Here is a 13,236-nt window from a genome sequence, read left to right as displayed (position 1 = left end):
CGTTACATGGAGCTGTATTTTTCACGCAACCGCTGACGCACGAACTCGGCCAGGGTGTTGAACATAAAGGTGAATACAAACAGGACGAAGGCCGCGAGGAACAACACCCGATAGTGGGAGCTGCCCACTTCCGACTCCGGCATCTCCACCGCAATATTGGCGGCCAGGGTACGCAGTCCCTGGAACATGGAGAAGTCCATGATGGGGGTATTGCCTGTTGCCATCAGCACTATCATGGTCTCGCCCACGGCGCGACCAAGGCCCATCATCACCGCCGAGAAGATGCCCGGGCTGGCGGTGAGGATCACCACCCGGCTCAGGGTCTGCCACGGCGTGGCGCCCAGTGCCAGCGACCCCTGAGTCAGATGCTTGGGCACGGAGAAGACGGCGTCTTCAGCGATGGAGAAAATGGTGGGAATGACCGCAAAGCCCATGGCGATACCGACCACCAGGGAGTTGCGCTGGTCAAACTTGACGCCCATTTCATGGGTCAGCCAGATACGGGAATCGCCGTGCATGAAGGCGTTCTCGATGAGAGGGCTCAAAGAGAAGGCGCCCCAGCCAATCAACAGCAGCACAGGAATGAGCAGGATGGCATGCCACCCTTCCGGCAACCAGGACTTGCTGCGCTCGGGCAGATAGTTCCATACCAGCGCGGTCAGCAGCATCCCCATCGGCAACAGGACAAGCAGCAGCACCACGCCGGGCAGTGCCCCTTCGATAATGGGAGCGAGCCAGAGACCAGCCAGGAAACCGAGGATAACGGTCGGCAGCGCCGCCATGATCTCGACCGTCGGCTTGACGTATTTACGCAGCCCGGCCGACATGAAATAGGCGGTGTAGATGGCACCGGCAACACCGAGCGGCACCGCAAACATCATGGCGTAGAAAGACGCTTTCAGAGTCCCGAACACCAGCGGAACCAGACTCAGCTTGGCCTCAAAATCGTTGCTGGCGGAGGTGGATTGCCACACATACATGGGCTCGGGATAACCCTCGTACCACACCTCTTGCCACAGGGCAGACCAGGTCACCTCGGGGTGATCATTCTCGACCGCAAACAACTTGAAGGTGTCGCCCTGCTGCATCAGCAGCACGTTGTGGCGGGGCGAGATGGCCAGTGCCGACAGCATGCCCCCCTCCACCTTCTCGCTCAGCAGCTTGGTCTCGCCAGTGGCGTGGAAGAAGCTGATGGTGCCATCCTTGCCTGCGCTGATGAAGCCCTTGCGAAAGTGCTCAGGAGTCAGCAAATCCACAGGGCCATCGCCTTTGAAATCACGGATCTGGGTGAACTGGCGCTTGCCATCCTTGGCCACTTCGAACCATTGGGAGATGACACCATTGTCGTTACCCACCAGCAAAGAGGAGGCACCGGCGAGCAGCTCGACCCGGGTCACGTTGGCATTGGGGGCATTGATCTCCATGACGTTGCGCAGGGAGATGTCATTGAGGTTGTGGATGTCGTAGACAGAGAGGCGGTTAGCCTCACGCACGAACAAAATGCGCAGATTGGGGGTCAGCAGCATTTGATCCACATGACGCGGCAAGGAGGGGATGCTGTAGTTCTGGGCGCTCCACTCCACTTCACCCGAGATGAAATTCTCCTCGCCACTCATCACCGTCATCACGCCGCGGCCATCTTCGGTCACGGCGGCGGTGGCCATCTTGTCCTTGGTGGCCTCAAATACCATCAGCTGCAGCGCCTTGCCTTGGGGATCGATCACCACGGGCTCTTCGCCGAAGGGATATTTCAGGCTGGGCTCGATGACCCGCACATCATTGGGATAGGAAACCTTGAAATAGGGTTGCATCACCAGGGCTTTGCCATCGGCAAACCCGTAGGCGATGAGCTTCTGGCCCGGCGCCGGGCTGGTGACCGTCGTGATGTCACCGGCAACCTGAGCCTGACCAATGGCCTGCCCCACCTTGACCTTGCCATCCGCCTGAATGGCAAAGAAGTTGACCAGCCCCTTGTCGCTGAAGCGATAGCCGATCTCGTTCTGCTCTTCCATCCCGAGCCAAGCTGTCTTGCCTTCAATGGGCAGGCTGAACGACGTGGTCGGCTCCATGGTGGCGCCGTTGAAAATGGGTTTCACCACATAAAGCAGATAGAAAAAAATGAGCAACAGGGCCACCAGCACCAGAGCACCACCAGTGGTGACTCCGTACTTGGCCAACTTATCCTTGATCCGGCGTTTTCTACTGCCCGCCATGACCAGGTTGATCGATTCCGATGACATGCAAGACCTCAATGTGAGCTAGGCTTGGCGGCATTATATGGCGGTTGCATGACAGTTTTGTTACATCAAAGCCCCTTGAGCAGAGCTTATTTTCGAAGAGGAAAAGGACCACATTTTTTGGCAAGAAACAGATTCAACCATCTGTTTTATATGAAAATATATTGAATGGTGAGAAGCAGGACGCGGCAAAAGTCGCCCCCGCTTGCATCAAGAAGAAGAGTCGGTCGCTTGTTGCAGCGCCTGTCTGGCTGCCTTTTTCTCGGCGCGGCGGCGCTTGAAGAAGGCCGAGAGCTGAGCCGAGCAGGCATCTGCCAACACCCCCCCCGTCAACGACACTCTGTGGTTGTGGCGGGGGTCCTGCAAAATATCGAATACGGAACCTGCCGCTCCCGTTTTGAGATCCCGCGCCCCGAACACCACCCGCTTGACCCGGCTGTGAATGAGGGCACCGGCGCACATGCAGCAAGGCTCCAGCGTCACATACAGCACGGTATCTATCAGACGGTAGTTTTCCAGTCGGGCACCGGCTGCGCGGATCGCCATGATCTCCGCATGGGCACACGCATCATGCTCGCTGATGGAGCGATTCCCCCCCTCACCGACCACTTCGTCTCCCAGCACCAGCACGGCACCGACCGGGATCTCGCCGATCCCCTCGGCCCGGGCTGCCAGTGCCATGGCATGGCGCATCCAGCGCTCATCCTGCTCTGCTTGCTGTGCTGTCTGGCTCAGGGATACTGCGGCTGCTGATGGTTCCACCCCTTGCTCCTCTCTCGATTGGTTGTTCATGACCGATTGGTTGTTCATGACGGCTTGCCCTGCATGTGACTGCGCCCATCAGAGCTTGCCTGCGCCTGGAACAGGCACCACACCTGCGGTTGCTGGCGCCTTGACCACAGTCGCCAAGCTAGCCCTGCGGCGCAATTTTTCCACCGCAATACGGGGCGGCGATTATGCCAAATCTCCGTGGCCGGCCCAAGCAGCATCTTGAGTGAGCAATAAAGAAGCAATCGACATCTCACTGATAAAAAAGGAGTTGCACCAACAGATTCATATCATTAGACTCCCTTTCGTCAGCTCGAACTGACCTCGTCGGTGTGTAGCGCAGCCAGGTAGCGCATCTGCATGGGGTGTAGAGGGTCGGAGGTTCGAATCCTCTCACACCGACCATTTTCCCCGAGAAATAGCCCAGTCAAACGACTGGGCTATTTTTTTACCTCCATTTCACTCCAGCCCCTTCATCCTCCTTATGACCCTGGCAGTACTCTGTCCGGCAGGCGCCACCACAGAGCCATCACACATTGGTGGTATATTTTTTATTCAGAATCACTTGAAACCTGTGGCGAGTGTCGCTAGGATACGCGACTTTTCCGCCGGCAATGAAACAGGGAGGTGGGAATCCGGGTGATGGAGTCACCGACCGGCTTGCAATCCAATGAGGCAAGCACCCATGACGCAAGCAGTTGAATCACAGCCCCACCCAGCCCCCTTGCCACAAGCCGACATCGAACTCGGCGAGCACGAATACGGCACTATAGTGCATCTGGATGTGGTCGATCTCGCGGCGCCGGACGACGAATACTGATCCCGCTCAAGATAGAGTAGAAGAGGAAAAGTGGCCGCTGAAACCTTGGGTTTCGCCACCTTTTTACCTTCCCCGGGGGCCAGGAAGGCCCACTGACACAAATAACAATAAAATGCTGTGTAACTACGATTTATCAGTTTTATCCACTTCCCAACCTCCTCCCCTCATCACCCCAGATAGCAAGCCAAGGTGATACAAACCTACGTTATTGCTCGTCACTTTTCCCCTGCTGACGAGATAAACCCCATTCGCCCCCTCTTCCCCATCCAAGTTTTAAACAAACGTTCAATAGCCAACACTGGCGAGAGCTGAGTATTCACTGAGATCCAAAAAATCATTTCATACAGCCGTTTTCTGAAAGCTTGGAGTAAGGTCGGGATTTGTTTTTGCATTTGTAATTTTATTACGTAATTAGTTACATCCCGAGTATTCAAAACACCGCTGGCCTACACCACCACAGGGGGTAGGAAACCAAGAGCATAACCATCTGCATAGAGCATTTACACCAATCACATAATGTCATTAAAAACATAACCTTAACCATATGTCAGAAACAGGCGTTTTAAAAAAGTGGTTGACGGAGAGGGCAATATTTCGCACCTTATGAATCGTGTTATCCCGTTGTTATGGGAAGCTTGAAAGAACAGGGATCGACTTTAGTCGTAGTTAATTAGTTCAAAATGTAATTCTCAAAGGAGTGAACCCTATGTCGGCACCGGCCCAGACCCACTGTAGCGCCCGTCTGCGCATCCAGGGCGAGATGCTTCCCGAATACGCGCAAATTCTGACGCCGGATGCGGTGGCCCTGGTATCCGAACTGGTGGAACGCTTTGCTCCCCAACGGGGCGAATTGTTGAAACAACGTGTGGCACGCCAGGCCCGTATCGATGGCGGCGAGCTGCCGGACTTTCTGCCGGAAACAGCACATATCCGTGCAGGCGACTGGACGGTGCGCGGTATCCCGGCCGACTTGCAAGACCGCCGGGTAGAGATAACGGGGCCAGTTGAGCGCAAGATGGTCATCAACGCTCTCAACGCCAATGTCGAAGTCTTCATGGCGGACTTCGAGGATTCCCTGGCTCCTGCCTGGAATAAAGTGATCGAGGGTCAAATCAACCTGCGCGATGCGGTCAATGGCACCGTCTCCTACACCAGTCCGGAAGGCAAAGCCTATACCCTGAATTCCAATCCGGCCGTGCTCATCTGCCGGGTACGTGGCCTGCACCTGCCGGAAAAACATGTCACCTTCGATGGGGAGCCCATCCCCGGCGGCCTGTTCGACTTCGCACTCTATTTCCTGCACAACCATCAGGCGCTGCTGGCCAAGGGCTCGGGCCCCTACTTCTATGTGCCCAAGCTGCAAAGTCATCTGGAAGGTCGCTGGTGGAGCGAAGTGTTTGCCTGGACCGAAGACAAGTTCGGTCTGCCCCGCGGCACCATCAAGGCTACCGTGCTGATCGAAACCCTGCCGGCGGTGTTCGAGATGGATGAGCTGCTCTATCAGATGCAGGATCACATAGTCGCGCTGAACTGCGGCCGCTGGGACTACATCTTCAGCTATATCAAGACGCTGAAAGATCATGGGGACAGAGTGCTGCCCGACCGTCAGGTGGTCACCATGGACAAACCCTTCCTCTCAGCCTATTCACGGCTGCTGATCAAGACCTGCCACAAGCGGGGCGCTCTTGCCATGGGCGGCATGGCCGCCTTTATCCCGGCCAAGGATGCCGCCGTCAACGAGCAGGTGTTTGCCAAGGTCAAGGCGGACAAGGAGCGGGAAGCAAGCAACGGCCACGATGGCACCTGGGTCGCCCATCCCGGCCTCGCCGACACCGCCATGGCCGTGTTCAACGCCACCATACCGGCAGGCGCCAAGAACCAGATCGGCGTATTGCGCGAGCAGGATGCACCCATCACAGCCGCCGACCTGCTGGCTCCCTGTGAAGGCGAACGTACCGAAACGGGCATGCGCACCAATATCCGGGTCGCCCTGCAATATCTGGAAGCCTGGATAGGTGGCAATGGCTGCGTGCCCATCTATGGCCTGATGGAAGATGCGGCCACCGCCGAGATCTCCCGCACCTCCATCTGGCAGTGGATCCGCCACGGCAAGAGCCTCTCCAACGGCAAGGTGGTGACCAAAGAGCTGTTTCGCCAGATGCTGGCCGAGGAGCAGGAGGTGGTCAAACATGAAGTGGGCGCCGCCCGCTGGCAAGCAGGACGCTTTGCCGAAGCGAGCGAGTTGATGGAGCAGATCACCTGCGCCGATACCCTGATCGATTTTCTGACGCTGCCCGGTTACGAGCGGCTCTGAACTCCGGGTCTCCCCAGCGGAGCCCGCCAATAACAAGTCAATGGAAACGTGAAATCAATGAAAGAGGGAACTGATATGGCACTGACCCGTGAGCAACAGATCCAGGCTATCGAGAAAGACTGGGCAGAAAACCCCCGCTGGAAAGGGATCAAGCGCGGCTACAGCGCCGAAGACGTGGTGAATCTGCGCGGCAGCTTGCAGCCGGTGCACACCCTGGCTCAGCGCGGCGCCGACAAACTGTGGGAGCTGATCCACGGCAGCGCCAAGAAAGGCTACGTCAACTGCCTCGGCGCCCTGACCGGCGGCCAGGCAGTGCAGCAAGCCAAGGCAGGTATAGAGGCCATCTACCTCTCCGGCTGGCAAGTGGCGGCGGACAACAACTTGTCCTCCACCATGTACCCGGATCAGTCTCTCTATCCGGCCAACTCCGTCCCCTCGGTGGTTGAGCGCATCAACAACTCGTTTGCCCGTGCCGACCAGATCCAGTGGGCCAACAAGGTGGGTCCGCAGGATGCCGGTTTCATCGACTACTTCCTGCCGATCGTGGCGGATGCCGAAGCCGGTTTCGGCGGCGTGCTGAACGCCTTCGAGCTGATGAAGGGGATGATTGAAGCGGGCGCCGCCGGCGTACACTTCGAAGATCAGCTGGCATCGGTCAAGAAGTGCGGCCACATGGGCGGCAAAGTGCTGGTGCCGACTCAGGAAGCGGTGCAGAAGCTGGTTGCAGCACGCCTCGCAGCCGACGTCTGTGGCACCACCACCCTGGTGATCGCCCGTACCGACGCCAACGCGGCGGACTTGCTGACCACGGATGCGGATCCGTACGATTCAGGCTTCCTGACCGGTGAGCGTACCGCCGAAGGTTTCTACAAGGTGCAGGCGGGTATCGAGCAGGCCATCTCCCGTGGTTTGGCTTATGCCCCCTACGCCGACATGGTGTGGTGTGAAACCGCCAAGCCGGATCTGGACGAGGCGCGCAAGTTTGCCGAAGCCATCAAGGCGCAGTACCCGGACACCATACTGGCCTACAACTGCTCCCCCAGCTTCAACTGGAAAAAGAATCTGGACGATGCCACCATCGCCCGCTTCCAGCAGGCGCTCTCTGACATGGGTTACAAGTACCAGTTCATTACCCTCGCGGGTATCCACAATATGTGGTTCCACATGTACGAACTGGCTTACCAGTACGCCCGTGGCGAGGGGATGAAGCACTACGTCGAGATGGTACAAGAGCCGGAATTTGCCGCCGCCAGCCGTGGTTACACCTTCGTTGCTCACCAGCAGGAAGTGGGCACGGGTTACTTCGACAAGGTCACTACCGTCATTCAGGGTGGACAATCTTCAGTAACCGCACTGACGGGTTCGACCGAAGAAGATCAGTTTCACTGATCACGACAGTCGCACAGACAAAAACCCCGGCCTGGTGCCGGGGTTTCTTTTTGGTTTCAATCCGGGTCTTACCCGTACACGCAGCCGCAGCCCGCTCAAAGTTCGAGGATCTCTTTCACAAAGGGGATAGTGAGTTTGCGCTTGGCGCGAAATGAGGCGTTATCGAGCTGATTGAGGGTGGTAAGCAAGGTGCGCATGTCGCGGGAGAGTCTGTTGAGCAGGAAGCGGCCCACATCGATGGGCAATTTGAAGCCCCGCAGCTCGGCACGCAGCTGCAGGGCACTGAGCTTGCCTTCATCATCCAGCTCGTCGAGATGGAAACTCACCCCCCAGTCGAGGCGGGAGGCGAGATCCGGCAGTTGCAGCCCCAGCTTGCGCGGTGCGCTGCAACCCGTGACCACCAGGGTACCTTCCCCCTTCTCCTGCCAGCGATTGTAAAAATCGAACAGGGCACGTTCCCACTGCGCATTGCCGGCGATGGCTTCCAGGCTGTCGAGACAGACCAGTGGCAAGCTTTCGAGGGCGTCGAGCATGCTGGGATCCAGCTGTTCAAACTGATCGAGGGAGAGATAGGCCGCCGCCGCATCGCGGGCATTGACCTCGGCACAGGTTGCATGGAGCAGATGGGAACGTCCCGATCCCTTGGCACCCCAGAAATAGAGGAAAGGCGATCCCTGACCAATGGCCGCATTCTTGAGGGCGGTGATCAGATGAGCATTGTTGCCGGGATAAAAACTGACGAAGGTTTCATCATCCGGTAGTTGTACGGCTAAAGACAGTTGGGCCGGTTGCTTCACTCGTTAGGCTTTGACTGTGACATTTGTGCCAGAGTGTACCATCGCAAAGGCAGATAGAGAACCGCCCGGACTTGGCCGGGCGGTCGGGAACACGATGAAATGATCAGGGCTGCGACCATTGGTAACGCAAACCGCTGTCATTATCATCAATCTGGCGCAACCGGCTCTCCAGTTGCAGGCCGCGGATGAGCTCGGCCTTGTCGCCCTGCAACGAGAGATCGAAGGTCACCTTGTCCCCCTCCAGCTTGCCGATAGTCACCTTGGTCACGCTGGCCATCCCCTGCAGCATCTTCTGCACCGTGATCATGCCATCAATACCGGACAAACCTTCCACCACCAGTGTCTGACTGGAAGCGACACCCGAAATGCGCGCGCCATAGTTTTGTACCAGCCAGGCAGCCAGCTCATCGGCAAAATGCTGTGCCACCTCGGCCTGGGTACCACTGCTGCTGCCACGGGTGAGTTCGGCCAGTTCGCCACCGGCCTTGGGCCCATAAAGGCCCCAGTCTATGCTCCACTTGTCACCTTCCGGTGTCAGCTTGCCCAGCACCACCATCTCGGCGCCGTAACGCTGGCTCGCCTGCAGTATGGGAGCGGCAAAACGACCCCAGACGTCAGTGGCGTTGACCGCCATGTTGTCATCGAGATCCATCAAAGGAATGCTGACCGGCAGCCCCATGGCCTGGCTCTGGGTTCGCAATGCGCTGGCCCAGCCATCGCTGGATTGATCCGGCAGGATGCGGCGCTCCCCCTCATTGATTACCAGCCAGAGCGCCATCTGTGGCCTTGCAGGCCCCAGCAGGGCAAACTTGCTTTGGGAGATCAGGGCATTGACCTTGGCCACGTTGAAGTCGGCTTTCAGAAACTTGACCGGCCCCACATCCTGATAGCCATAGTGCTGCACATAGTCGCCGGGGGCGGCCAGCGCCTTGACCACGTCAGGCTGGGTGAGGATGTCCCGTTTGCCGGTCACCTTGACGAGCACATCCCCCAGCGCCTGGGACTGGGCAGCCACCATGTCGCCGCTGGTGGGCGCCTTGCCCTGATAGAGATCGGTCACCTGAGCGGCCGAGACCATGAATGACAAGCCGCAGCAGAGGACGGTCACAACACGTTTGAGCATGAGAGGAGTCTCGAAATGGGAGATGCTGCTTATGGTAGCGGCAAGGCGCGCATTGCAGCAAGACAGAGGATGCCATAAACAGCAGAGCCGGCAAGGCGCCGGCTCCATTCTCACCCCTCATACAGAGAAGGTGGTCAAGGCATCAGGAATTACTTGGTGCCAAAGATCTTGTCGCCAGCATCGCCCAGACCCGGGACAATATAGCCTTTCTCGTTCAGGCCCTGATCGACGGAGGCGCAGTAGAGCTCAACGTCGGGGTGAGCGGCTTCCAGCGCCTTGATGCCTTCGGGCGCGGCGACCAGCACCAGCACCTTGATGGATTGGCAGCCTTTCTTTTTCAGCAGGTCGATGGTGGCAATCATGGAGCCGCCAGTGGCCAGCATGGGGTCTATGACCAGCGCCAGGCGCTCTTCGATGTTGCTGACGATCTTCTCGAAGTAGGGAACCGGTTGCAAAGTCTCTTCATCGCGGTAGATACCGACCACGCTGACGCGGGCGCTCGGCATGTGCTCCAGCACGCCATCCATCATGCCAAGACCGGCACGCAGGATAGGCACGACAGTGACCTTCTTGCCCTTGATCTGGTCAACTTCCACTGGTCCGTTCCAGCCGTCGATGGTAACCTTCTCGGTTTCGAAGTCAGAGGTCGCTTCGTAGGTCAACAAACTGCCCACTTCTTTGGCCAGTTCACGGAAACGCTTGGTGCTGATATCGCCTTCACGCATCAACCCGATTTTGTGTTTGACCAGGGGGTGTTTGACTTCAACGACTTTCATTATTATCTCCTCTAACTGCCGCGAAAAAATCGCGGAATCATACAACAAAAGCCACGGCTTGTAGAGCTTTTCCACGCAAAAACGCGCAAACGATTTCCTTTCTGCTTTTACTCGGCCACTGTTAGAATACGCCCCGAATTTTACCCTCCACTTCTTCATATGACGGGGAATACGCGTGACTGACAAAACCTCACTGAGCTACAAGGATGCTGGCGTAGATATCGATGCTGGCAATGCACTGGTTGAACGTATCAAGGGCGTGTCAAAACGCACTCGTCGTCCTGAAGTCCTTGGTGGTCTTGGCGGCTTTGGGGCCCTGTGTCAAATCCCTGCGGGCTACAAGGAACCGGTACTGGTCTCCGGTACCGATGGTGTGGGCACCAAGCTGCGTCTCGCCATCGATCTGAAAAAGCACGATACCGTCGGTATCGACCTGGTGGCCATGTGCGTCAACGACCTGATCGTACAGGGTGCTGAGCCCCTGTTCTTCCTCGACTACTATGCCACCGGCAAGCTGGACGTGGACACGGCCGCGGCTGTTGTCACCGGTATCGGTGTCGGCTGTGAGCAATCAGGTTGTGCCCTGGTGGGCGGCGAAACCGCCGAGATGCCAGGCATGTATGAAGGGGAAGACTACGACATCGCCGGTTTCTGCGTCGGTGTGGTGGAAAAGAGCGAGATCATCGACGGCAGCAAAGTGGGTGACGGCGATGCCCTGATCGCCCTGGCTGCCAGTGGCCCCCACTCCAACGGTTTCTCTCTGGTCCGCAAGATCCTTGAGGTCTCCAAGGCAGATGTGCACCAGCCGCTGGGTGATACCACCCTGGCCAGCGCCTTGCTGGAGCCGACCCGCATCTATGTGAAGCCGGTGCTCAAGCTCATCAAGGAGTGCGAGATCCACGCCCTGTCCCACATCACCGGCGGCGGCTTCTGGGAAAACATACCGCGCGTACTGCCCGCCAACACCCAGGCGGTGATCGACGAGCAGAGCTGGCAGTGGCCGGCGGTGTTCAGCTGGTTGCAGCAGGCCGGCAACGTCACCCGCCACGAGATGTACCGTACCTTCAACTGCGGTGTCGGCATGATCATCGCCCTGCCGGCGGATCAGCTTGAAAAAGCGCTGACCCTGCTCAAGGCCGAAGGCGAGAATGCATGGCACATCGGCCATATCGCCAAGGCGGTCGATGGTGAGGAGCAGGTCATCATTCAATGAATGACCGAATCAGCAGCCAAATGACCTCCCCTATGAAACGCATCCTGGTGCTTGTCTCCGGCAGCGGCAGCAACCTGCAGGCTATTCTCGACAGTTGCGCCAGCGGCAAGATTGCCGGCGAAGTGGTCGGCGTCATCAGCAACAAGGCCGATGCCTACGGCTTGGTGCGTGCGCAAACGGCCGGGGTAGCGACCTCCATTCTGGCCCAGCAGCAGTTTGCCAGCCGGGCGGAGTATGACGTCGCCCTGCAGGCGCTGATGGATGACTATCAGCCGGATCTGGTGGTACTGGCCGGCTTTATGCGGATCCTGAGTGCCGATCTGGTGCGTCACTTTGCAGGCCGGATGCTCAACATCCACCCTTCACTGCTGCCCAAGTATCAGGGCTTGCACACTCACCAGCGCGCCATAGATGCCGGTGATAGCGAGCACGGTGCCAGCGTCCATTTCGTCACCGAAGAGCTGGATGGCGGTCCCGTGATCCTGCAGGCTCGCGTCCCCATCTTCAAAGGTGACGATGTCGAGGAAGTGGCGGCCCGGGTGCAGGTCCAGGAGCACAGCATCTACCCGCTGGTGGTGCAGTGGTTCTGCGAGGGAAGGCTGAGAATGCAGGGCGATACCGTCCTGCTGGACGGTGCCGCCCTTGGCCCCGCAGGTCATGCCTGCGAGTAACCGCCAAGCGCAGCATGCAAAATGTAACAAGGGAGGCTCAGCCTCCCTTGTCATTTCTACATATCCACTCTATGACTGCAGTCATGTCCGATTACGCCGCTACGCGGCTAATCGAACTTACACCGGATTGTCGATATCGATAAAGGTCACATCCAGCCCCTGCACGGTCGCCAGCCACTCTCCCAGCGCCTTGATACCGTATCGCTCGGTAGCATGGTGCCCGGCCGCATAGAAATGCATTCCCATCTCGCGGGCGGTGTGGATGGTCTGCTCGGAGGCTTCGCCGGAGATGAAAGCATCGATCCCCTGCTCCGCCGCCAGATTGATATAGCTCTGGCCACCTCCAGTGCACCAGGCCACGGAGCGGATAAGCTCGGGGCCTGTGTCACCACAATAAAGGGGTTCACGACCGAGCCGTTCGGCGATTAGCGTTGCGAAATCACGACCGCTCATCGGCTCTTCCAGCTTGCCCACCATGGCGACGCTCTTGCTGTTCCAGGGCTCCAGGCCACGGCGCACCTTGATGTCCAGCAGCTTGGCAAGCTGGGCGTTGTTACCCACCTCGGGATGCACATCCAGCGGTAGATGATAGGCAAACAGGTTGATGTCGTGAGTGAGCAGGGTCTTGAGGCGACGCTGCTTCATACCGGTGATCTGGGCCGGCTCGCCGCTCCAGAAGTAACCGTGATGGACCAGAATGGCATCGGCGTCTAGGGCCACAGCTGCATCGATCAGAGCCTGACTGGCGGTGACGCCGGTCACGACCTTGCGAATGCGCGCGCGCCCTTCCACCTGCAACCCATTGGGGCAGTAATCCTTGATGGCGTGGGGTTCAAGTAGATGGTTGAGTACGGTTTCGAGTTTTCGATGAGAGATCATAGGGGTCCCTTATAAAGGCTCGGTCCCCTGCATCAACGATACAGCAGGGGCCAGGCTCAAACGCCAAGGACCCCATGATAATCGAGCCAGGCCGCCAAGACCATGACAGTTCCCACACTGGGCACTCGAACGCAACGCCACCCTGACTGCACTGATAACCAAGCCAGGCAGCCAGGGACAAGGGTATTGCTCACCCCCACCTTCCCGCAAACAGGCGAGCCCTTCCTTTTGGACAACAGAGTCAGACCA

Annotated in this window: 11 protein-coding genes and 1 tRNA gene; 6 read left to right on the top strand and 6 right to left on the bottom strand. The window is 58.1% G+C overall.

The window, feature by feature from the left end; translation table 11 throughout:
* Positions 1-2: 2 nt before the first annotated feature.
* The gene (locus tag AXW79_RS09540; RefSeq protein ID WP_005320158.1) at positions 3-2,240 is read right to left on the bottom strand and encodes an ABC transporter permease subunit; all 2,238 of its coding nucleotides are present in this window, start codon (positions 2,238-2,240) and stop codon (positions 3-5) included.
* Positions 2,241-2,447: 207 nt separating this feature from the next.
* Complete coding sequence (gene tadA, locus AXW79_RS09535; RefSeq protein WP_005320160.1) at positions 2,448-3,047, bottom strand: tRNA adenosine(34) deaminase TadA; 600 nt, start codon at positions 3,045-3,047, stop codon at positions 2,448-2,450.
* 286 nt (positions 3,048-3,333) lie between these two features.
* Between tadA and AXW79_RS09530 the strand changes: the two genes are divergently transcribed.
* From AXW79_RS09530 to aceA, 4 genes are all read left to right on the top strand, one after another.
* A tRNA-Pro gene (locus tag AXW79_RS09530) sits at positions 3,334-3,410 on the top strand.
* A 280-nt stretch (positions 3,411-3,690) separates the two neighbouring features.
* Entirely contained in the window at positions 3,691-3,825 is a 135-nt protein-coding gene (locus AXW79_RS23955) for a hypothetical protein (RefSeq protein ID WP_005320161.1), read from the top strand.
* 706 nt (positions 3,826-4,531) lie between these two features.
* Positions 4,532-6,139, top strand: a complete 1,608-nt coding sequence (gene aceB, locus AXW79_RS09525) for a malate synthase A (protein ID WP_005320165.1) — start codon at positions 4,532-4,534, stop codon at positions 6,137-6,139.
* Between the two features lie 75 nt (positions 6,140-6,214).
* On the top strand, positions 6,215-7,528 hold the full coding sequence (gene aceA / locus AXW79_RS09520) for an isocitrate lyase (protein WP_005320166.1): 1,314 nt from the start codon (positions 6,215-6,217) through the stop codon (positions 7,526-7,528).
* 95 nt (positions 7,529-7,623) lie between these two features.
* On the opposite strand, the gene hda is transcribed toward aceA, so the two are convergent.
* The 3 genes from hda to upp all read right to left on the bottom strand — a co-directional run bounded on the left by hda (position 7,624) and on the right by upp (position 10,224).
* Positions 7,624-8,325 (bottom strand): DnaA inactivator Hda, encoded by a 702-nt coding sequence (gene hda, locus AXW79_RS09515; protein WP_005320168.1) that lies wholly within the window; start codon positions 8,323-8,325, stop codon positions 7,624-7,626.
* A 103-nt stretch (positions 8,326-8,428) separates the two neighbouring features.
* Positions 8,429-9,448, bottom strand: a complete 1,020-nt coding sequence (locus AXW79_RS09510) for a DUF2066 domain-containing protein (protein ID WP_005320169.1) — start codon at positions 9,446-9,448, stop codon at positions 8,429-8,431.
* Positions 9,449-9,597: 149 nt separating this feature from the next.
* A complete protein-coding gene (gene upp / locus AXW79_RS09505) occupies positions 9,598-10,224 on the bottom strand; it encodes a uracil phosphoribosyltransferase (protein WP_005320172.1) in 627 nt (208 codons plus the stop codon).
* Positions 10,225-10,399: 175 nt separating this feature from the next.
* Here upp and purM point away from each other — a divergent pair, with 175 nt between their 5' ends.
* Both purM and purN read left to right on the top strand, forming a co-directional pair.
* Positions 10,400-11,437, top strand: coding sequence for a phosphoribosylformylglycinamidine cyclo-ligase (gene purM, locus AXW79_RS09500; protein WP_005320174.1), 1,038 nt, complete (start codon positions 10,400-10,402; stop codon positions 11,435-11,437).
* 32 nt (positions 11,438-11,469) lie between these two features.
* The gene (gene purN / locus AXW79_RS09495) at positions 11,470-12,108 is read left to right on the top strand and encodes a phosphoribosylglycinamide formyltransferase (RefSeq protein ID WP_005320176.1); all 639 of its coding nucleotides are present in this window, start codon (positions 11,470-11,472) and stop codon (positions 12,106-12,108) included.
* A gap of 117 nt (positions 12,109-12,225) precedes the next feature.
* On the opposite strand, the gene AXW79_RS09490 is transcribed toward purN, so the two are convergent.
* Positions 12,226-12,987, bottom strand: coding sequence for a Nif3-like dinuclear metal center hexameric protein (locus AXW79_RS09490; RefSeq protein ID WP_005320178.1), 762 nt, complete (start codon positions 12,985-12,987; stop codon positions 12,226-12,228).
* Positions 12,988-13,236: the final 249 nt, after the last annotated feature.

It is taken from the genome of Aeromonas salmonicida subsp. salmonicida, from assembly GCF_001643305.1.
GTDB lineage: Bacteria > Pseudomonadota > Gammaproteobacteria > Enterobacterales > Aeromonadaceae > Aeromonas > Aeromonas salmonicida.
This window is presented reverse-complemented; position numbering and strand designations above follow the sequence as displayed.

Coding starts and splice junctions, on each gene's coding strand:
- AXW79_RS09540 (WP_005320158.1), bottom strand. CDS start 2,240: ATGTCATCGGAATCGATCAACCTGGTCATGGCGGGCAGTAGAAAACGC.
- tadA (WP_005320160.1), bottom strand. CDS start 3,047: ATGAACAACCAATCGGTCATGAACAACCAATCGAGAGAGGAGCAAGGG.
- AXW79_RS23955 (WP_005320161.1), top strand. CDS start 3,691: ATGACGCAAGCAGTTGAATCACAGCCCCACCCAGCCCCCTTGCCACAA.
- aceB (WP_005320165.1), top strand. CDS start 4,532: ATGTCGGCACCGGCCCAGACCCACTGTAGCGCCCGTCTGCGCATCCAG.
- aceA (WP_005320166.1), top strand. CDS start 6,215: ATGGCACTGACCCGTGAGCAACAGATCCAGGCTATCGAGAAAGACTGG.
- AXW79_RS09510 (WP_005320169.1), bottom strand. CDS start 9,448: ATGCTCAAACGTGTTGTGACCGTCCTCTGCTGCGGCTTGTCATTCATG.
- upp (WP_005320172.1), bottom strand. CDS start 10,224: ATGAAAGTCGTTGAAGTCAAACACCCCCTGGTCAAACACAAAATCGGG.
- purN (WP_005320176.1), top strand. CDS start 11,470: ATGAAACGCATCCTGGTGCTTGTCTCCGGCAGCGGCAGCAACCTGCAG.
- AXW79_RS09490 (WP_005320178.1), bottom strand. CDS start 12,987: ATGATCTCTCATCGAAAACTCGAAACCGTACTCAACCATCTACTTGAA.